Origin of the sequence: Streptomyces sp. NPDC102283 (assembly GCF_044766265.1) — a bacterium.
In the GTDB taxonomy this organism is placed as follows: domain Bacteria; phylum Actinomycetota; class Actinomycetes; order Streptomycetales; family Streptomycetaceae; genus Streptomyces.
The window spans coordinates 1-19,478 of record NZ_JBIWLQ010000011.1 but is presented as its reverse complement, the minus strand read 5'-3'; the positions used below and the strand labels follow the sequence as shown (position 1 = coordinate 19,478).

Annotated in this window: 16 protein-coding genes and 2 tRNA genes; 4 read left to right on the top strand and 14 right to left on the bottom strand. The window is 69.1% G+C overall.

Annotation, left to right across the window (positions count from 1 at the left end):
- Positions 1-121: 121 nt before the first annotated feature.
- From ACIRJT_RS22045 to ACIRJT_RS22025, 5 genes are all read right to left on the bottom strand, one after another.
- On the bottom strand, positions 122-1,141 hold the full coding sequence (locus ACIRJT_RS22045) for a rod shape-determining protein (RefSeq protein ID WP_015608503.1): 1,020 nt from the start codon (positions 1,139-1,141) through the stop codon (positions 122-124).
- Between the two features lie 288 nt (positions 1,142-1,429).
- Positions 1,430-1,843, bottom strand: coding sequence for a nucleoside-diphosphate kinase (ndk, locus tag ACIRJT_RS22040; RefSeq protein ID WP_018959188.1), 414 nt, complete (start codon positions 1,841-1,843; stop codon positions 1,430-1,432).
- Between the two features lie 233 nt (positions 1,844-2,076).
- Positions 2,077-2,430, bottom strand: coding sequence for a DUF4233 domain-containing protein (locus ACIRJT_RS22035; protein WP_397928112.1), 354 nt, complete (start codon positions 2,428-2,430; stop codon positions 2,077-2,079).
- An 8-nt stretch (positions 2,431-2,438) separates the two neighbouring features.
- Positions 2,439-3,962 (bottom strand): bifunctional folylpolyglutamate synthase/dihydrofolate synthase, encoded by a 1,524-nt coding sequence (locus ACIRJT_RS22030; RefSeq protein ID WP_403911589.1) that lies wholly within the window; start codon positions 3,960-3,962, stop codon positions 2,439-2,441.
- Between the two features lie 135 nt (positions 3,963-4,097).
- Entirely contained in the window at positions 4,098-6,719 is a 2,622-nt protein-coding gene (locus tag ACIRJT_RS22025; RefSeq protein ID WP_403911587.1) for a valine--tRNA ligase, read from the bottom strand.
- Between the two features lie 138 nt (positions 6,720-6,857).
- Between ACIRJT_RS22025 and ACIRJT_RS22020 the strand changes: the two genes are divergently transcribed.
- On the top strand, positions 6,858-7,886 hold the full coding sequence (locus ACIRJT_RS22020; RefSeq protein WP_403911585.1) for a hypothetical protein: 1,029 nt from the start codon (positions 6,858-6,860) through the stop codon (positions 7,884-7,886).
- A 94-nt stretch (positions 7,887-7,980) separates the two neighbouring features.
- On the opposite strand, the gene clpX is transcribed toward ACIRJT_RS22020, so the two are convergent.
- From clpX to ACIRJT_RS21995, 5 genes are all read right to left on the bottom strand, one after another.
- Positions 7,981-9,279 (bottom strand): ATP-dependent Clp protease ATP-binding subunit ClpX, encoded by a 1,299-nt coding sequence (gene clpX / locus ACIRJT_RS22015; protein WP_403911584.1) that lies wholly within the window; start codon positions 9,277-9,279, stop codon positions 7,981-7,983.
- Positions 9,280-9,435: 156 nt separating this feature from the next.
- Positions 9,436-10,119, bottom strand: coding sequence for an ATP-dependent Clp protease proteolytic subunit (locus ACIRJT_RS22010; RefSeq protein ID WP_361868380.1), 684 nt, complete (start codon positions 10,117-10,119; stop codon positions 9,436-9,438).
- Between the two features lie 82 nt (positions 10,120-10,201).
- Positions 10,202-10,807, bottom strand: coding sequence for an ATP-dependent Clp protease proteolytic subunit (locus ACIRJT_RS22005; protein WP_361868721.1), 606 nt, complete (start codon positions 10,805-10,807; stop codon positions 10,202-10,204).
- Between the two features lie 311 nt (positions 10,808-11,118).
- Entirely contained in the window at positions 11,119-12,531 is a 1,413-nt protein-coding gene (tig, locus tag ACIRJT_RS22000; protein WP_403911583.1) for a trigger factor, read from the bottom strand.
- A gap of 150 nt (positions 12,532-12,681) precedes the next feature.
- A tRNA-Pro gene (locus ACIRJT_RS21995) sits at positions 12,682-12,758 on the bottom strand.
- A gap of 179 nt (positions 12,759-12,937) precedes the next feature.
- Between ACIRJT_RS21995 and ACIRJT_RS21990 the strand changes: the two genes are divergently transcribed.
- Positions 12,938-13,011 (top strand) — tRNA-Gly (locus ACIRJT_RS21990).
- Between the two features lie 99 nt (positions 13,012-13,110).
- Here the strand turns inward: ACIRJT_RS21990 and ACIRJT_RS21985 are convergent.
- Positions 13,111-13,305: a hypothetical protein gene (locus ACIRJT_RS21985; protein ID WP_371623416.1), complete on the bottom strand. Its 195-nt coding sequence runs from the start codon at positions 13,303-13,305 to the stop codon at positions 13,111-13,113.
- Positions 13,306-13,814: 509 nt separating this feature from the next.
- On the opposite strand from ACIRJT_RS21985, the gene ACIRJT_RS21980 reads away from it, so the two are divergent.
- Complete coding sequence (locus ACIRJT_RS21980) at positions 13,815-14,981, top strand: acyltransferase family protein (RefSeq protein WP_403911580.1); 1,167 nt, start codon at positions 13,815-13,817, stop codon at positions 14,979-14,981.
- Between the two features lie 90 nt (positions 14,982-15,071).
- Here the strand turns inward: ACIRJT_RS21980 and ACIRJT_RS21975 are convergent, their stop codons facing one another.
- Positions 15,072-15,572, bottom strand: a complete 501-nt coding sequence (locus tag ACIRJT_RS21975; protein WP_403911579.1) for an HD domain-containing protein — start codon at positions 15,570-15,572, stop codon at positions 15,072-15,074.
- A 272-nt stretch (positions 15,573-15,844) separates the two neighbouring features.
- Between ACIRJT_RS21975 and ACIRJT_RS21970 the strand changes: the two genes are divergently transcribed.
- Positions 15,845-17,029: a cation:proton antiporter gene (locus tag ACIRJT_RS21970; RefSeq protein ID WP_403911577.1), complete on the top strand. Its 1,185-nt coding sequence runs from the start codon at positions 15,845-15,847 to the stop codon at positions 17,027-17,029.
- A 120-nt stretch (positions 17,030-17,149) separates the two neighbouring features.
- Here ACIRJT_RS21970 and ACIRJT_RS21965 read toward each other — a convergent pair whose 3' ends face one another.
- Complete coding sequence (locus ACIRJT_RS21965; RefSeq protein WP_403911575.1) at positions 17,150-18,295, bottom strand: PP2C family protein-serine/threonine phosphatase; 1,146 nt, start codon at positions 18,293-18,295, stop codon at positions 17,150-17,152.
- A gap of 132 nt (positions 18,296-18,427) precedes the next feature.
- Entirely contained in the window at positions 18,428-19,252 is an 825-nt protein-coding gene (locus ACIRJT_RS21960; protein ID WP_403911574.1) for an Fpg/Nei family DNA glycosylase, read from the bottom strand.
- Positions 19,253-19,478 lie beyond the last annotated feature (226 nt).

Sequence of the window (19,478 nt, the reverse complement as noted above, 5' to 3'; positions counted from 1 at the left end):
GATGTGTCTCCGCGTCGTACATCTACAGCAACGATCTATATCAACGATCCGGCGGGCGGAGCGTCAGCGTCCGCTCGCCGGATCGGGTGGTGTCCCCGCAGGGGGCACCTCCCTGAGTGCTCTAGCGGCGGGGCTGGGCGTCCAGCACCTGCTGGAGCGCCTCGAACTCCTCGACGCACTTGCCGGAGCCGAGCGCCACCGAGTCCAGCGGGTCCTCGGCGATGTGGATCGGCATGCCCGTCTCGTGGCGCAGCCGCTCGTCCAGTCCGCGCAGCAGCGCGCCGCCGCCGGTGAGGACGATGCCGCGGTCCATGATGTCGCCGGACAGCTCGGGCGGGCACTTGTCGAGCGTCGTCTTCACGGCGTCGACGATCGCGTTGACCGGTTCCTCGATGGCCTTGCGGACCTCGGCGGCCGAGATGACGACCGTCTTGGGCAGTCCGGAGACCAGGTCGCGGCCGCGGATCTCGGTGTGCTCGTCCTTCTCCAGGTCGAACGCCGAACCGATGGTGATCTTGATCTGTTCGGCGGTCCGCTCACCGAGGAGGAGTGAGTACTCCTTCTTGATGTGCTGGATGATCGCGTTGTCCAGCTCGTCACCGGCGGTGCGGATCGACTGGGCGGTGACGATGCCGCCGAGCGAGATCACGGCGACCTCGGTGGTACCGCCGCCGATGTCGACGACCATGTTCCCGGTGGCCTCGTGGACCGGCAGGCCGGAGCCGATGGCCGCGGCCATGGGCTCCTCGATGATGTGCACCTGGCGCGCGCCGGCCTGCGTGGACGCCTCGATGACGGCGCGGCGCTCGACCCCGGTGATACCGGAGGGCACACAGACGACGACGCGGGGGCGGGCCAGGTAGCGACGCTTGTGGATCTTGAGGATGAAGTAGCGGAGCATGCGCTCGGTGATCTCGAAGTCGGCGATCACGCCGTCCTTCAGGGGCCGCACGGCAACGATGTTGCCCGGTGTGCGCCCGATCATCTTCTTGGCCTCGGAGCCGACCGCCAGAATTCCGCCGGTGTTGGTGTTGATGGCCACGACGGACGGCTCGTTCAGAACGATGCCGCGCCCCCTGACGTACACCAGCGTGTTGGCAGTCCCGAGGTCGATAGCCATGTCACGGCCGATGAACGACATTGAGTTCCCCTTGTTCCCCATGAGGATGCGTCGGGCCTTCCCAGGTAGCGAAGATGGCTTGTTCTGGTAGGCGAGGTTGGCGCTGCGGGCGTGGAAGCTTCCATCGTAGTGCCGTATGCACGGACACAGCGCGAGGGTCCTTCGCCAGTGTGAGCGGAACGGGTGCCCGTTCTACCCATGGTGACGTTACGTCGGAGGGATGCGTTCCCGCGATCCCAAACCCTATGCCGAAGGGCGACCGAATTACTTCGGTCGCCCCAGGCGTACAGCGCTGTTTGGCCGATCGGGTCAGGAAAGTCCCGGAAAGAAAAGCTTCAGTTCTCGCTCCGCGGACTCCTCGGAGTCCGAGGCGTGGATGAGGTTCTCGCGGGTGATCGTGCCGAAGTCACCACGGATGGACCCGGGCGCGGCGGCGATCGGGTCGGTGGGGCCGGCCAGGGTGCGGACACCCTCGATGACCCGCTCGCCTTCGGCCACCAGGGCGACGACGGGGCCGGACCGCATGAACTCCATGAGCGGCTCGTAGAACGGGCGGCCCTTGTGCTCGCCGTAGTGCTGCTCCAGCGTCTCGTGGTCCAGGGTGCGCAGCTCCAGCGCGGTGATCCGCCAGTCCGCCTTGCGCTCGATGCGGCCGACGATCTCGCCGATCAGGCCACGGCGGACCGCGTCGGGCTTGAGCAGGACGAGAGTGCGCTGAGTCATGTACGGCTCCTTGCAAGGCCAGGCATACGGGTGCGGTGAGGGCGAGATTACAGGGGTTCGGAGGCAGGTCTGCGCCCGGGTTCACCCAGGGTCACCTTCGGGCCCCGGATTTCCGGGGGCCGAAGGTGCGAGCCGAGCGTGTCGGGCGGGGGCGGGGCCGGCACGCTCCGGGCATCCGGACGGCGGGCCCGGACCGGGGCCTCAGGCTTCAGGGCCTCAAGGGCTTCGAGGCCTCAGGCCGTGGCCTCTTCGGCTTCCTGTCGGGCGGCCCAGTCGGCCTTGGCCTCGTCGATCTTGCGGCCGTAGTGGATCGAGGCCCACCACAGACCGCCGAAGGCCAGGCCCAGGATGAACATCGTCGGAACCACGAACCCGCTCAGGACCAGGGCGACCTGGAGCGCCCAGCCCAGCTGGACCCCGCCGGGCCGGGTGATCATGCCGCACAGCAGCACGGAGAGGGCCATGCCGATGCCGCACACCGTCCAGACCACGGCCATGGAGGCGTCGTCCAGCTTCATCGCGACGAGACCGGCGAAGCCGATCACGAAGAACTCACCGATCAGTGTCGAGGCGCAGAGCGTCCGCATTCCTCTTCTCAGCCCCTTCCCAGCAGCAGCCGGGCTTCGCCGACCGTGATCACCGATCCGGTCACCAGCACCCCGGCGCCCGCGTACTCGTCTTCTTCCTCGGCCAGCGTGATCGCCGCCTCCAGCGCGTCGTCGAGCCGCGGCTCGACCTGGACCCGGTCGTCGCCGAAGACCTCGACGGCGATCGCGGCCAGCTCGTCCGCGTCCATCGCGCGGGCGGTGGAGTTCTGCGTGACGACGATCTCGGCGAAGATCGGCTCGAAGGCCTCCAGGAGCCCGCGGGCGTCCTTGTCGCCGCTCGTGCCGACCACGCCGATCAGCCGGGAGAAGCTGAACGCCTCGGAGACGCCGTCCACCGCCGCCTTGGCTCCCGCCGGGTTGTGCGCGGCGTCCAGCACGACGGTCGGGCTGGAGCGCACGACCTCCAGGCGGCCGGGAGAGAGCACGGAGGCGAACGCCTTGCGGATCGCGTCGATGTCGAGGGAGCGGGCCTGCTCGGCGCCGATGCCGAAGAACGCCTCGACGGCGGAGAGCGCCACCGCGGCGTTGTGCGCCTGGTGGGCCCCGTACAGCGGAAGGAAGATCTCGGTGTACTCTCCGCCCAGCCCGCGCAGCGTCAGCAGCTGTCCGCCGACCGCGATCTCTCGCGAGGTGACGCCGAACTCCATGCCCTCGCGGGCCACGGTGGCGTCGACCTCGACGGCCTTCTTGAGCATCACCTGCGCGGCGTCCACCGGCTGCTGCGCCAGGATGACCGTGGCGCCCTGCTTGATGACGCCGGACTTCTCGCCGGCGATCTCGGCGGGCGTGGTGCCGAGCCGGTCGGTGTGGTCCAGCGAGATGGGGGTGACGACGGCGACCGTGGAGTCGATGACGTTCGTCGCGTCCCAGGTGCCGCCCATGCCGACCTCGACGACCGCCACGTCGACGGGCGCGTCGGCGAAGGCCGCGTACGCCATGCCGGTGAGGACCTCGAAGAAGGAGAGCCGGTAGGGCTGCTGGGCGTCGACCATCTCGACGTACGGCTTGACGTCCTCGTACGTCTCGATGAACCGCTCGGGTGTGATCGGGGAGCCGTCCAGGCTGATCCGCTCGGTGATCGACTGGACGTGCGGGGAGGTGTAGCGGCCGGTGCGCAGCTCGAAGGCGTTGAGCAGGGCCTCGATCATGCGGGCCGTGCTGGTCTTGCCGTTGGTGCCGGTGATGTGGATGGAGGGGTAGGCGCGCTGCGGCTCGCCGAGGACGTCCATCAGCGCGGCGATGCGCGTGACGGACGGCTCCAGCTTGGTCTCGCCCCAGCGTCCGGCGAGCTCCTGCTCCACCGCGCGCAGCGCCTTGTCGGTCTCGGGGTCGGCCGGGCGGGCCGGGACCGCTTCGCCCTGGGGCTGGCCCGAGTGGGCGCGCAGTGTGCGGCTCCCGGCCTCGATCACCGCCAGGTCGGGGTCGCGCTGGGTCGCCTCGTCGACGATCTCCTCGAAGGTGTCGTCGGGATCGGGCGCGTCGTGCCGGTCTGAAGGGCGGGGCTCACTCACGGGGCCCAGTCTACGGATGGGCGCCGACATCGCGCGCAGCGCCCGGCGGAGTGGGACGGACGGGCCACGGAGGGCGTACGGCGAAGCCCCCGCGTCCCCGGTCGGTCGGGGTGCGGGGGCTTCGGCTTCAGCACATCAGCTCTGCGGGAGGGCCGCCAGCTGGGCGCCGATCCGCTCGATGTCGGCCTCGGCCTTGGAGAGCCGGCCGCGGATCTTGTCGACCACGTTGTCCGGGGCCTTGGCCAGGAAGGCCTCGTTGCCGAGCTTGCCCTCCGCCTGGGCCTTCTCCTTCCGCGCGGCCTCCAGGTCCTTCGTGAGGCGCTTGCGCTCGGCCGGGACGTCGATGGTGCCGGACAGGTCCAGGGCGACGGTGGCCCCGGCGACCGGGAGCGACGCGGTGGCCTGGAAGCCGTCCCCGGCGGGCTGGAGCCGCAGGAGCTGGCGGATGGCCGCCTCGTGCGGGGCGAGCTCCGTGCCGGTCAGGGTCAGCTCGGCCGGGACCTTCTGGCCGGGCTGGAGTCCCTGGTCGTTGCGGAAGCGGCGGACCTCGGTGACGACCTGCTGGACCAGCTCGATCTCCTTCTCGGCCGCGTCGTCGCGGAAGCCGGAGTCGCCCGGCCACTCGGCGATGACGATCGACTCGCGCCCGGTGAGCGCGGTCCACAGCGCCTCCGTGACGAACGGGACGATCGGGTGCAGCAGCCGCAGCATCACGTCCAGGACCTCGCCGAGGACCCGGCCCGAGACCTCGGCCGGGCGGCCGCCCGCGAAGAACGTGGTCTTGGACAGCTCGACGTACCAGTCGAAGACCTCGTCCCACGCGAAGTGGCGCAGCGACTCACTGATCTTCGCGAACTGGAAGTCGTCGTAGAACGCGTCGACGTCCGCGACCGTCTTGTTCAGACGGGACAGGATCCAGCGGTCGGTGACCGACATCTCCTCGACCGGGGGCAGCTCGCCCTCGATCGTGGCGCCGTTCATCAGGGCGAAGCGGGTGGCGTTCCAGATCTTGTTGGAGAACTTCGCCGAGCCCTGGACCCACTCCTCGCCGATCGGGACGTCGGTGCCCGGATTGGCGCCGCGCGCGAGGGTGAAGCGCAGGGCGTCGGAGCCGTACTTGTCCATCCAGTCCAGCGGGTTGACGACGTTGCCGAAGGACTTCGACATCTTCTTGCCGTGCTCGTCGCGGACCATGCCGTGCAGGACGATGGTGGAGAACGGCGGGACGCCGTCGTTGACGTACAGGCCGAACATCATCATCCGGGCGACCCAGAAGAAGAGGATGTCGTAGCCGGTGACCAGGACGGAGTTCGGATAGAACTTCGCGAGGCTGTCGGTCCGTTCGGGCCAGCCGAGGGTGGAGAACGGCCACAGGCCGGAGGAGAACCAGGTGTCCAGGACATCGCTGTCCTGGGTCCAGCCCTCGCCCGTGGGCGCCGCCTCGTCGGGTCCGACGCAGACGACCTCGCCGTTCGGGCCGTACCAGACGGGGATGCGGTGGCCCCACCAGAGCTGGCGCGAGATCGTCCAGTCGTGGAGGTTGTCGACCCAGTCGAAGTAGCGCTTCTCCATCTCCTGCGGGTGGATCTTGACGCTGCCGTCGCGGACCGCGTCGCCGGCGGCCTTGGCGAGCGGGGCGACCTTGACCCACCACTGGAGCGAGAGACGCGGCTCGATGGTGGTCTTGCAGCGCGAGCAGTGCCCGACGGAGTGGACGTAGGGCCGCTTCTCGGCGACGATCCGGCCCTCGGCTCGCAGGGCGGCGACGATGGCGGAACGGGCCTCCAGCCGGTCCAGGCCCTGGAAGGGGCCGGGAACGGTGATGACGGCGCGCTCGTCCAGGACCGTGAGGAACGGCAGGTCGTGGCGCTTGCCGATCTCGAAGTCGTTCGGGTCGTGGGCGGGCGTCACCTTGACCGCGCCCGTGCCGAACTCCGGGTCGACGTGGTGGTCGGCGACGACGGGGATGGTCCGGTCGGTCAGCGGCAGGCTGATCTGCTTGCCGACCAGGTGCTTGTAGCGCTCGTCGTCGGGGTGGACGGCGACGGCGGTGTCACCGAGCATCGTCTCGGCGCGGGTGGTGGCGACGACGATGGTCTCGTCCCCGTCCCCGTACGTCATGGAGACGAGCTCGCCGTCGTCCTCCTGGTACTCGACCTCGATGTCGGAGATCGCGGTGAGACAGCGGGGGCACCAGTTGATGATGCGCTCGGCGCGGTAGATCAGCCCGTCGTCGTACATCTGCTTGAAGACGGTCTGGACGGCCTTGGACAGGCCCTCGTCCATGGTGAAGCGCTCACGGGACCAGGCGACGCCCTCGCCGAGACGGCGCATCTGGCCGGAGATCTGGCCGCCGGACTCGTCCTTCCACTGCCAGACGCGCTCGACGAAGGCCTCCCGGCCCAGGTCGTGGCGGGACTTGCCCTCCTTGCCGAGCTCCCGCTCGACGACGTTCTGGGTGGCGATGCCGGCGTGGTCCATGCCCGGCTGGTACAGCGCCTCGTAACCCTGCATCCGCTTCCGGCGGACCAGGGCGTCGATCAGGGTGTGCTCGAAGGCGTGACCCAGGTGGAGGGACCCGGTGACGTTCGGCGGCGGGATGACGATGCTGTACGGCGGCTTGTCGCTGTGCTCGTCGGCTTCGAAGTACCCGCGCTCCACCCAGCGCTCGTACAACTTCCCCTCTACATCGGCCGGCGCGTACTGGGTCGGCAGTTCGGGGTTGCTGGCGCTTGGCTGCTGAGTGTTCTCGGTCACGGGAGACAGTTTAGGGCCGTCACAGGTCTGCACTGAAACGGGTTAGTTCAGTAACGGTGTCCGACCCGATCCCCCATGTCAGGGCTGCTTCGGTCAGGATGTTCGCAACGCATAAGGAATTCTGGAGGGGACACCGCAATGAGCTACAACCAGCCGGGCCCGTACGGTGGGCAGCCGCCGCAGGGCCAGCCCGGACCGTACGGGCAGCAGCCGGGCCCGTACGGAGCCCCGCCGCCCCAGGGCCCCCCGCAGGGCCAGCCCGGCTACGGCTACCCGCAGCAGGCCCCGCAGGGCGTCACCCCGCAGCAGCCGAACCCGTACGCGCAGCCGCAGCAGCCGCAGCAGGGTTACGGCTACCCGCAGGCCCAGCAGCCCGGCCCCTACGGCCAGCAGCCGCCCGCGCCTCCGTACGGCGGGCAGCCGGGGTACGACGGGCAGCAGCCGCAGCAGCCGAAGAAGAAGACCGGCCTGATCGTGGGCGTGGCCGTGGTGGCCCTGGCGGTCATCGCGGGCGGGGTGTACTTGCTGACCTCCGGCGGCGGCAGCGGTGACGTGGCGGACTCCACGAAGGGGTACAAGCTCACGCCCCCGGCATCCGTGGAGGATTACACGAAGAATCCCTCCAAGCCCGCGGCATCCGGCCCGGCCACCGGTCAGGACAAGGCCGAGGCCGAGGCCATGGGCGTCAAGGACGCCAACAAGGCGGGCGCCCAGTACCAGAGCGGCAGCAAGGACAATCCGCTGGCGCAGAAGGTGCTCATCTTCGAGGGCGTCTGGGGCGAGATCTCGGACCCGGCGAAGACGCTCGACGGCGCGTTCGCCAAGGCCGAGAAGAACATGACGAAAGACGCCGACGCCGGCGGCACCACCAGCGACGGCAACAAGGCTTCCTGGGTGGGCAGCCCCAAGGAGTTCAAGCCGGACGGCTTCGACGGTGCGCTGATGAAGTGCCAGGAACTCAAGGTGGACACCAGCCAGGGCAGCTCCGCCTCCACGAAGGGGCCGAAGGAGTTCGCCATGCCGGTCTGCATCTGGGCCGACTACAGCACCGTCGGCATCGTGGCCGGTGTCGACGTCGCCTCGGCGCTGACGGAGAAGTCCGTGCCGCTGGAGGACATGGCCGCGCTCGCCGCCAAGCTCTACGACACCTCCCGCACCAAGATCTGATCGGGTCTGGTCTGGTCTGATCGCTCAACGCCGAAGGGGCGCCCACCGGTTCATCCGGTGGGCGCCCCTTCGGCGTTGAGCAAGTCCTCTGCGGCTAGGCCGACTTCTCGTGCCGGCCGCCGTCGTTCTTGCCGATCGTGCGCGGCTCGCGCGGGACCAGTGTCGGGTTGACGTTGTTGCGGACGACGTCGGGAGTGATGACGACGCGGGCGACGTCCTTGCGGGACGGGACCTCGTACATCACGGACTGGAGGACTTCCTCCATGATCGCGCGCAGACCGCGTGCGCCGGTCTGGCGCAGGATCGCCTGGTCGGCGATGGCCTCCAGCGCCTCGCGCTCGAAGTCCAGCTCCACACCGTCGAGTTCGAACAGGCGCTGGTACTGCTTGACCAGGGCGTTGCGCGGCTCGATGAGGATCTGGAGCAGGGCCTCGCGGTCCAGGTTGTGGACCGAGGTGAGCACGGGGAGACGGCCGATGAACTCGGGGATCATCCCGAACTTCACCAGGTCCTCCGGCATGACCTCCTGGAACTGGTCGCTCGCCTGGATCTCCAGCTTGGAGCGGATCGTGGCGCCGAAGCCGATGCCCTTGGCGCCGGCCCGGGACTCGATGATCTTCTCCAGGCCGGAGAACGCGCCGCCCACGATGAACAGCACGTTCGTCGTGTCGATCTGGATGAACTCCTGGTGCGGGTGCTTGCGTCCGCCCTGCGGCGGTACGGAGGCGGTGGTGCCCTCCAGGATCTTCAGCAGCGCCTGCTGCACACCCTCGCCGGAGACATCGCGGGTGATCGACGGGTTCTCGCTCTTGCGGGCGACCTTGTCGATCTCGTCGATGTAGATGATCCCTGTCTCGGCCTTCTTGACGTCGTAGTCGGCCGCCTGGATCAGCTTGAGCAGGATGTTCTCGACGTCCTCGCCGACATAGCCGGCCTCCGTCAGCGCCGTCGCGTCCGCGATGGCGAACGGGACGTTGAGCATGCGGGCCAGCGTCTGCGCGAGCAGCGTCTTACCGGAACCCGTGGGGCCCAGCAGGAGGATGTTCGACTTGGCCAGCTCGATCGCGTCCTCGCGATGGGCGGCGCCGCCGTTCTCCCCGGCCTGGACCCGCTTGTAGTGGTTGTACACCGCGACCGAGAGGGCCTTCTTCGCGGGCTCCTGCCCGACGACGTACCCCTCCAGGAACTCGTAGATCTCACGAGGCTTGGGAAGCTCTTCCCAGCGCACCTCGCTCGTCTCCGCGAGCTCCTCCTCGATGATCTCGTTGCAGAGATCGATGCACTCGTCGCAGATGTACACACCGGGTCCCGCGATGAGCTTCTTCACCTGCTTCTGGCTCTTTCCGCAGAACGAGCACTTGAGCAGGTCGCCGCCATCACCGATGCGTGCCACGAGGTGAATCCCCTTCGCCTGGGAGACGCCTGGTTCAGCGGCTCCTGGTGCCTCTATCCGACGGTACCTTGCCTGGGCCCCCGTTCGGGCCCCCCTTGGCACGGTTCACACGGCCGTGGCCGTGCAAACGGAATGTGCCAAGGGGAAAGACCGACGTCAGAGCGATGCGCCCGCGGTGGTCTTGCGGGTGGAAACGATCTGGTCGACCAGACCGTACGCCAAGGCGTCCTCGGCCGTGAGGATCTTGTCGCGCTCGATGTCCTCGCTGATCTTCTCCAGCGGGGTCGTCGAGTGCCGGGCCAGCATCTGCTCCAGCTGCGAGCGCATCCGGAGGATCTCGTTGGCCGCGATCTCCAGGTCGGAGAGCTGCTCGCGGCCCGTCTGCGAGGACGGCTGGTGGATGAGCACCCGGGCGTGCGGGAGCGCCATGCGCTTGCCCGGGGTGCCCGCGGCGAGCAGGACCGCGGCGGCGGAGGCCGCCTGGCCCATGCAGACCGTCTGGATGTCCGGCTTCACGAACTGCATCGTGTCGTAGATCGCGGTGAGCGCGGTGAACGAGCCGCCGGGGCTGTTGATGTAGATCGAGATGTCGCGGTCGGGGTCCATCGACTCCAGGCACAGCAGCTGCGCCATGACGTCGTTGGCCGAGGCGTCGTCGATCTGGACGCCCAGGAAGATCACGCGCTCCTCGAAGAGCTTCGCGTACGGGTCGTACTCGCGCACACCCTGCGAGGTGCGCTCCACGAAGCGCGGGACGACGTAGCGGTTGTCCACCTGCGGGCCGGTGTAGAGGCCGCTCGCGGAGGCGCCGGAGAAGTTGTTCATGTGGGTGTTCACCATCCTGGTGGCGTTCTGTGGGCTGGAGGTCTCGGCGTGCGAGAGGCGTACGGGAGGTGGTGCGGCCGGTCCGGTGGGAACCGGATCAGGCACCGGTGCCGCCGCCGCCGGGGATGCCCGACGCGACCGTGATGATCTCGTCGATGAGGCCGTAGTCCTTGGCCTCCTCCGCCGTGTACCAGCGGTCGCGGTCGCCGTCGCGGATGATCGTCTCGACGGTCTGGCCGGAGTGGCGGGCGGTGATCTCCGCCATCCGCGTCTTGGTGCGGAGCAGGTACTGCGCCTGGATCTTGATGTCCGAGGCCGTGCCGCCGATGCCGGCCGAACCCTGGTGCATGAGGATGTCGGTGTTCGGGAGCGCGAAGCGCTTGCCCGCGGTGCCGCCGGTGAGCAGGAACTGGCCCATGGAGGCGGCCATGCCCATGCCGATGGTGATGACGTCGTTCGGGATGTACTGCATGGTGTCGTAGACGGCCATGCCGGCCGTCACAGAACCACCGGGGCTGTTGATGTAGAGGTAGATGTCCTTGTCGGGCTCTGCGGCAAGGAGGAGAAGCTGTGCGGTGATCTTGTTGGCGATGTCATCGTCGACCTGCTGACCGAGGAAGATGATGCGCTCGCCGAGCAGTCGGCTGTAGACCTGGTCACCGAGGCCTCCACCGAGGGACGGCTCTCCGGCGGCGTAGGGCATCAGATTCGTCACGTATCCACCTGCTCGTCTCTGACGGCTCCGGCCGTCTCAGCGTCTTGGTACCGGGCGGGTGAAGTCACTGCCCCACCCTTCCTCTTCATGGACCCTAACGCGCAGGTGGGACAACGCCATCCCGCTTCCGCAACTGTTCGCTGGGAGCGCAAGGTCCGCAGTGGGCACAAGGGTTCCGGGGCTCGCACAGCGATACGACGCTCCACGCCGCGATACGGCGACGGGCCCCGGACGCGTGGAGCGTCCGGGGCCCGTCGAGCCGGTCGGCGCGAAGGCCGTCCTGGGGATCGGGACGAGGCTCAGGCCTCGTTCTTCTCCTCGGCCTTGTCCTCCGCCTTGTCCTCGGTGGCGGCCTCGGCGGGCGCCTCCGTGGTCTCGGCGGTGGCCTCGGCGGCCTCTTCCTCGTCCTCCAGGTCGACGACCTCACCGTTGGTGTCGACGACCTTGGCGGCCTCGACGACGACGGCGAGCGCCTTGCCGCGGGCGACCTCGCCGACGAGCATCGGCACCTGGCCACCCTCGACGACGGCCTGGGCGAACTGGTCGGGGCTCATGCCGGAGGAGGCAGCACGCCGCATGAGGTGCTCGGTGAGCTCCTCCTGGTTGACGTTCAGCTTCTCCTTGTTGACGAGCTCGTCCAGGATGAACTGGGTCTTGATGCCCTTGATGGCCTGCTCGGAGGTCTCGTTCTCGAACTCCTCCAGGGTCTTGCCCTGGATCTCCAGGTACTTCTCCAGGTCGAGACCCATCTGACCGAGCTGGTGGTGCTCCAGGTTGTGCTTGCGGGTCTGGACCTCGTCCGCGAGCAGCTTCTCCGGGATCGGGACCTCGGCGAGCTTCAGCAGCTCCTCCAGGACGCGCTCCTGGGCCTGGGTGGCCTGGTCGTACTGCTTGGTGGTCTCCAGGCGCTTGCGGCTGTCGGCCTTCAGCTCCTCCAGCGTGTCGAACTCGCTGGCCATCTGGGCGAAGTCGTCGTCCAGCTCGGGGAGCTCACGGGCGGCGACGGCGGTGACCTTGACGGTGACCTCCGCGGCCTTGCCCTCGGCGGAGCCGCCCTTCAGCTCGGAGGTGAAGGTGGCCTCGCCACCGGCCTCCAGGCCGGTCACGGCCTCGTCGATGCCGTCGAGAAGCTCGCCGGAACCGATGGTGTACGAGACACCGTCGGCCACGCCGTCCTCCAGGATCTCGCCGTCGACCTTGGCCTCCAGGTCGATGGTGACGACGTCACCGTCGGCGGCGGCGCGCTCGACCGGGTTGGTGGCGGCGAAGCGCTCGCGGAGCTGCTCCACGGCCTTCTCGACCTCTTCGTCGGTGACCTCAAGGGCGTCGACGGTGACCTCGATGCCGGAGTAGTCCGGGATCTCGATCTCGGGGCGTACGTCAACCTCGGCGGTGAAGGCCAGCAGCTCGCCGTCCTTCAGCTCGGTGATGTCGACCTCGGGCTGGCCGAGGACGTTCAGCTCACCCTCGCTGACCGCCTCGGTGTAGAACTTCGGAAGGGCGTCGTTGACGGCCTCCTCCAGCACCGCACCGCGGCCGAACCGCTGGTCGATGACCCGGGCGGGGATCTTGCCCTTGCGGAAGCCCTTCACCGTGACCTGCTGGTTGATCTTCTTGTACGCCGCGTCGAGGCTGTCCTTGAGCTCCTCGAAGGGCACCTCAATGCTGAGCCGAACCCGGGTCGGGTTCAGGGTCTCCACGGCGCTCTTCACGGTTCGGTCTCCTTGGTGGCTGACTTCTTGGGGTTCTGCTGGGCCGCCGATTGGCGGCTTCGCGGACCGAGCCCGGTACATCAGACACACGGGCACGCATTTTGCATAGTAACGGCAAGGGGGATGACTCCCACAATGCGATCTTGCTGGTGGTCGGGGTGGCCGGATTCGAACCGACGACCTTCCGCTCCCAAAGCGGACGCGCTACCAAGCTGCGCCACACCCCGTCGGTGCGACACGTAGGGTACATGCACGGGAGCCGTTGGTCCGCCGCTTTACGGAGCGGCGTCAGGAGCCCGGTCCGGGTCCGGACAAGGTGGGCCGGCACAACGGGTGTGCGGGCACCGCCGCCGACCCGCTACGATGCTCTTCGTGCCGCGGTCCACGGACCTGCGGTGCGACGCTTGCGGGCGTAGCTCAATGGTAGAGCCCTAGTCTTCCAAACTAGCTACGCGGGTTCGATTCCCGTCGCCCGCTCCACGCAGTCGAGGGCCGGGCCGGAGGATGATCCTCCGGCCCGGCCCTCGTGCGTTGCGGTGTTTGCGAAGCCGATCGCCGCTTCCGGAGCCGGTCCGGGCCTCAGAAGCTGATCTGGTTGATGGTGTCGGCTATCGAGTTCATGAACCTGTTGATCGACGGCGCCATGCCGGTCGAGGCCAGGAAGAAGCCGAAGAGCACCGCGACGAGCGCGGGACCGGGCTTGATGGAGCCACCACGGATCATTACCACCAGGATGACCGCGAACAGCAGCACCATAGACAGTGAAATAGCCACGTCTGATCACACCCTCGGTCGGTCCGCCTTGCCGGCCCGGAAGCGTGCAACACCGCGCGCCCCGTCACCCCCATCGTGCCACCAACTCCCCCGTGGTTGCTGCCGGGTGACGGAACGTACTGACGGGATCCCGCCATCCTGCACGGCACGGCGCCGTCACCGCGGGCGGCGCGGAGTGGCGCCCGCCCCATGCCGCGCCCGGCACCCGGGCGGCGAACGGGCCCGGGCGCGCCACCCTCGCGCCCCCTGTGCACCGGCTGTGAAATCCGCGCGGCCGAATATCGCCACAGAGATCGTTTCCGCATCCCCACAGTTCATTCACAGGCAATTGACCGCATGGATGCGACGTAATTCACTTCACCCAACCCGCTGACGATATGCCCCATTTAAACGGGATCAAGCGTGTCATAGCGGGCGGTGTTCGACGGTTTCGCATTCGAATAGAGGGGAACACGCGATATCTCCCCGCAGTTTTACGCGAGGCAATCGACCGGTCTAAGGTGCCTGAGATGTTCCAAGCTCCGAGCGTATTTCAGAGGGCTCCGCTCCCCCCGGCGACCCGGGAGCCGGAGCCCAGACACGAGCAGACGCTCACCGCCACCGCACCCCGCCCCGCCCCCGGGCCCGGCGCTCGGGGCGCCGCCGCTCCGGTACCCGCGACGGCGAGGAAACGCGACCCCTACTTCGACAATGTGAAGTATCTGGCCATCGTTCTCGTCGCGGTGGCACACGCCTGGGAACCCGTGATGGACGGAAGCCGCGCCACCCGGGCGCTGTACATGATCGTGTACACGTTCCACATGCCGGCCTTCATCCTCATCTCCGGCTACTTCTCCCGCTCGTTCGACATGACCCCGCCCAAGGTGAAGCGGCTGATCACCTCGGTCGCGGTGCCGTACGTGCTGTTCGAGACGGCGTATTCGCTCTTCAAGCGGTACGCGGACGACTCGCCCGACATGGCGATCAGCCTGATCGACCCGTTCTTCCTGACCTGGTTCCTGATCGCCCTGTTCATCTGGCGGGTGACCACGCCGATCTGGCGCACGCTGCGCCATCCGCTGCCGGTGGCTCTCGCCATCGCCGTGCTCGCCTCCGTCTCCCCCGAGATCGGCGACGACCTCGACCTCCAGCGGGTGCTGCAGTTCCTGCCGTTCTTCGTGCTCGGCCTGCTGATGAAACCGGAACACTTCCAGCTGGTCAGGCGGCGCGAGGTGCGACTGCTGTCGCTGCCGCTGTTCGCCGGCGCGCTGCTCTTCGCGTACTGGATCGCCCCGCGCATGCAGCTCGGCTGGCTCTACCGCGCCAACAGCGCGCAGGAGATGGACGCGCCGTGGTGGTCCGGCGCCGTGATGACCCTCGCGATGTTCGGCTGCGCGCTCGCGCTGACGGTCGGCTTCCTGGCCTGGGTACCCGGCAGGGCCCGGTGGTTCACGGCGCTCGGCGCCGGAACGATCTGCGGCTATCTGCTGCACGGCTTCCTGATCAAGGGGGCCGAGTACGCGGGCCTGTTCGACCGCTACACCTGGCTCTCCGACCCGGTCGGGCTGATCGTCGTCTCGCTCACGGCGGCGGTGGCCGTGACGCTCATGTGCACCCCGTTGGTGGGGCGTGCCCTGAAGTGGGCCACCGAGCCGGACCTGAAGTGGGCGTTCCGGAAGGACCCCGCGGGCCGTTGAGCCCCGGGGCGGATCGGCCGTTCACGGACCGGTGGCCGCCCCTCTCCACGGATTTCCCCTGATCCACCCGTCGGCCCGGCCGCGGGTGGATCAGCGCGTCTCCGGGTTGGCCGGATTCTTTCGGTCCGGGGGTGATTCGTCGCCGGCCAGCCCCAACAGCTCGCGTACCTGCGCATACTTCGCCGTCAGTCGGGTACGCGTCGGCGCGTCCAGGACCGCGAGGCGGGCGGGATCCGCGTTGTGGGCGAGGTCCGCCTCCTTGACGAGCAGCGCGCCCGGGGTGGCCAGGATCCGTGCGGCGTACGAGGACAGCTCCTCGCCCGGCCGCTTGGTCACCGCCAGGACCATGTCCTTGACCTCCTGCGGCAGGGCGGCGGCCGCCAACCACTCGGCGGGGAGCGCGGCGTCCTCCATCGCGTCGTGCAGCCAGGCCGCCGCGACCTGCCGGTCGTCGCCGCCCCGGTCCCGTACGCCTCTCGCCACCGCCGCCAGGTGTTCCACGTACGGGCGGCCCGCCTTGTCGGTCTGTCGGGCATGGGCCTCGCGGGCGATGGCCTCCACCTCGGCGACGCTCAGATCGTGTCCAGTCATGCGCCGACCCTACGGCCGCGGTCCCGGATCGCGATCGGGACCGGATCCGGGACCGCGGCCGAACTCGCTTCGCTCGTGGGGCCGTTGACGCCACGGCCAGGCGATTCCCCTATCGGAATCAAAAAGACAAAAACTGACAATCCGACGGAAGGATACTTGCAGTGTCAATCGTTCGGTAAACTAATTACTGATGGATTCTTGATGCCCCCTTGACCAGCTCTTGACCGACCCGAAGGATCAGGCTCATCGGACACGCAGACACCCTCCTCGCCATGGGCGGCGCCTTCCTGGCCGCTGCCGTCCTCGCCCGCCTCGGCGGCCGCATCGGGCTGCCGACGATCCCCCTGTTCATCCTGGCCGGGATCCTCCTGGGCCCGCACACCCCCGGCTACACGCTTCTGAAGAACCCGCACGACCTGGAGATGCTCTCCGCGCTGGGACTCGTCCTCCTGCTCTTCTACCTGGGGCTCGAGTTCCACATGGACGACCTCAAGACGGGCGGCCGGAAGATGGCCATCGCCGGCGGGACGTACCTCCTGCTGAACGTCGGCGCCGGTCTCGCCTTCGGCTTCGCGCTGGGCTGGGGCACGGCGGAGGCGCTGGTCCTCGCCGGTGTCCTCGGCATCTCCTCGTCCGCGATCGTCACCAAGATCCTGGTGGACCTCGGGCGCATCGGGAATCCGGAGACCCGGCCGATCCTCGGCATCATCGTCGTCGAGGACATCTTCCTCGCCCTCTACCTCGCCGCGCTCCAGCCGATCCTGTCCGGTGCGGACAGCCTCTCGGCCGCGCTGATCGACGGCGGCAAGGCCTTCGGCTTCCTGTTGCTGCTCGCCCTGGCGGCCCGGTTCGGCACGAAGCTCATCGGCAAGCTCATGAACACCAAGGACGACGAACTGCTCGTCATCTCCTTCCTGGGCGTCGCCGTCTTCGTCGCCGGCGTCTCCGAGATGTTCGGCGTGGCCGACGCGATCGGTGCGTTCATGGTCGGCCTGATGCTCGGCTCCACCTCGTCCGCCGACCGCATCCTGAAGCTGGTCCACCCGCTCCGCGACGCGTTCGGCGCGATCTTCTTCTTCGCCTTCGGCCTCTCCATCGACCCGGGCGACCTCCCGAGCGTGCTGTGGCCGGTGCTGGCCGCCGTGGTGCTGACGCTCGCCATGAACATCGCGGCCGGGCTCGCCGCGGCGAAGGTGTACTCCTTCGGCGCGCAGGCCACGTCCAACATCGCCACCACCCTGGTCGCCCGCGGTGAGTTCGCGCTCATCCTGGCCACGATGGCGGCGGCCGCCGGACTGGACGAGCGGCTCTCGCCGTTCATCGCCGGCTACGTCCTGCTGCTCGCCGTCCTCGCTCCTCTGGCCGCCGGACGCTCGCACTGGCTGACCCGCATCCTGCCGGGCGGCCGCAAGAAGGACGACGACCAGGACCAGAAAAACGTACCGGTGTCGGTCTGAGCGGCGCCGAACGGCGAAGAGGCGCCCCGATACCCGGTCTCCGGGTGACGGGCGCCTCTCCGCCGTTCACGGCCGGGGGCTGCTCCGCCGTCCGGTGCCCATGTCCCGGCAGAAGGACGCTCAGGCCCGGCGGGAGAGCAGCAGCAGGGCCCGGTCGTCGTTGACGTCCTTGGCACAGGCCTCGATCAGATGCCAGGCCGCGCCCTCGAAGCCGGTGGAGACATAGCGGTCGGCCTCGCCCGTCAGCCGGTCGATGCCCTCGGACATGTCCCGGTCGGAGGCCTCCACGAGACCGTCGGTGAACAGCATCAGCACGTCGCCGGGCGCCAGCGACCCCTTCACCGCGTCGAACTCGGCCCCGTCGTAGACGCCGAGCAGCGGGCCCTCCCCCGACTTCTCCTCCCACTGGCCACTGCCCGCGTGCAGTTGGAGGGCGGGCGGATGGCCGGCGGAGTAGACCTCGTAGTCGCCCGATTCCAGGTCCAGCACCAGGTGGATCGAGGTGGCGAAGCCCTCGTCCCAGTCCTGCCGCAGCAGATAGCCGTTGGCGGCGGGCAGGAAGGCGTGCGGGGGCAGCGAGCCGAGCAGCCCGCCGAAGGCGCCGGACAGCAGAAGGGCCCGGGAGCCCGCGTCCATGCCCTTGCCGGAGACGTCGGTGAGGACGGCCTCCAGGGTGCGGCCCCCGTGGGTGCGGGCCGCGACGACGAAGTCCCCGGAGAACGACTGGCCGCCGGCCGGGCGCAGGGCCATCTCCCGGTGCCAGCCCTGGGGCAGCCGGGGCAGGGAGCTCTGGACCCGGATGCGTTCGCGCAGGTCGAAGAGCATCGTGCCGCCGCGCCGCCAGGGCACGCCGACCCGGGCCCGGAACTGGGCCAGGATCAGCCCGAAGAATCCGCAGGCGGCGACGACGAGCACGGTGCCAGGGGTGACCCTGGCGGGACCGTCCAGGTAGGGGCCGAGGGTGAGCGCCTCGATGATCAGGGCGCCGGCGGCCGTCGCGTAGAGGCCCAACAGGCTGGCGGGGCGCAGCAGGAGGCCGCCCGCCACGATGGGCAGGGCGAGGGCGGCCGGGTCGAACCAGACCGGGCTCGCGACGGTGGCGCAGGTGATGGCCGGGATCGTCAGCAGCAGACCGGCCAGGGCGATCCAGTCGGAGCCGTCGCCGCGGAAGTAGTCGACCCCGGATTTGCGCAGGCCGATGCGGGCCCGGTGCAGGTTTCTGCGCCACCGGGCCCAGAAGTCGTCTACTCCTCCGCTACGGGCCATTGCCGGGACTTTATCCACCCGAACGCCTCCGGTGCAGGGGGACCCCGGTGACAATGTGCTCGAAATGGGGTCGTCCGCACGGCGGGAGCCGATGCCGCGTGGCAGATGACACGGATTCGCGGGGCCAAGACGTCAGTCGCCGGAGGGTCCCGGGGGCTGGCACCGGGGGCACCAGAAGAGGTTGCGGGAGACCAGGTCCGCGGTGCGGATCTCCGTACGGCAGATGTGGCAGGGGAGGTTCGCGCGGCGGTAGACGTAGACCTCGCCCCCGTGGTCGTCCTTGCGGGGCGGGCGGCCCATGGCCTCGGGGAGGTGTTCGGGGCGGACGGTGTCGATCCTGTTGTTCCGCACGCCCTCGCGCATCAGCTCCCCCAGGTCCGCCCAGATCGTGTCCCACTCGGCGCGGGCGAGGTCCCTGCCCATGCGGTACGGGTCGATGCCGTGGCGGAAGAGGACCTCGGCTCGGTAGACGTTGCCGACGCCCGCGATGACCTTCTGGTCCATCAGCAGGGCGGCGACGGTGGTCCGGCTGCGGGAGATCCGCTGCCAGGCGCGCTCGCCGTCCTCGTCGCCGCGCAGCGGGTCCGGGCCCAGGCGCTCGTGTATCGCGCGCTTCTCGGGCTCGGTGATCAGGGCGCAGGTGGTGGGGCCGCGCAGATCCGCGTGGTGGCCGGCGTTGACCAGCCGGAGCCGGACCGTGTCGGTGGGCGGCGGGGGTGGGGAGGCGCCGAAGCCGAGCTTGCCGAAGAGGCCGAGGTGGATGTGGACCCAGCCGGTGCCGCCGAAGCCGAGGAAGAGGTGCTTGCCGTGGGCGTCGGTGGCGGTGAGGGTCCGCCCGTCGAGGAGGGCCGCGCTGTCGGAGAACTTGCCCTGCGGGCTGCTCACCCGTACCGGCGCGCCCGCGAACCGTTCGGCGTGGTCGTCGGCGAGGCGGCGGATGGTGTGTCCCTCGGGCACGGCGGGGCTCCAACTGGAAGGGCGGGCGGCGGTAGGGGCGGCCGGGTGGCTGTACGGCTGTGCCGGGCGGTGGCATGGCCGTGGGGGGGGGGGGGGGGGGGGGGGGGGCCGGGGGGGGGGGGCGGGGGGGCGGGGGGGGGGCGGGGGGGGGGGGGGGGGGGGGGGGGGGGGGGCGGGGGCCGGCTCCCGCCCGGACCGGGGCCATCAGTGCGGTGACGACACCGAG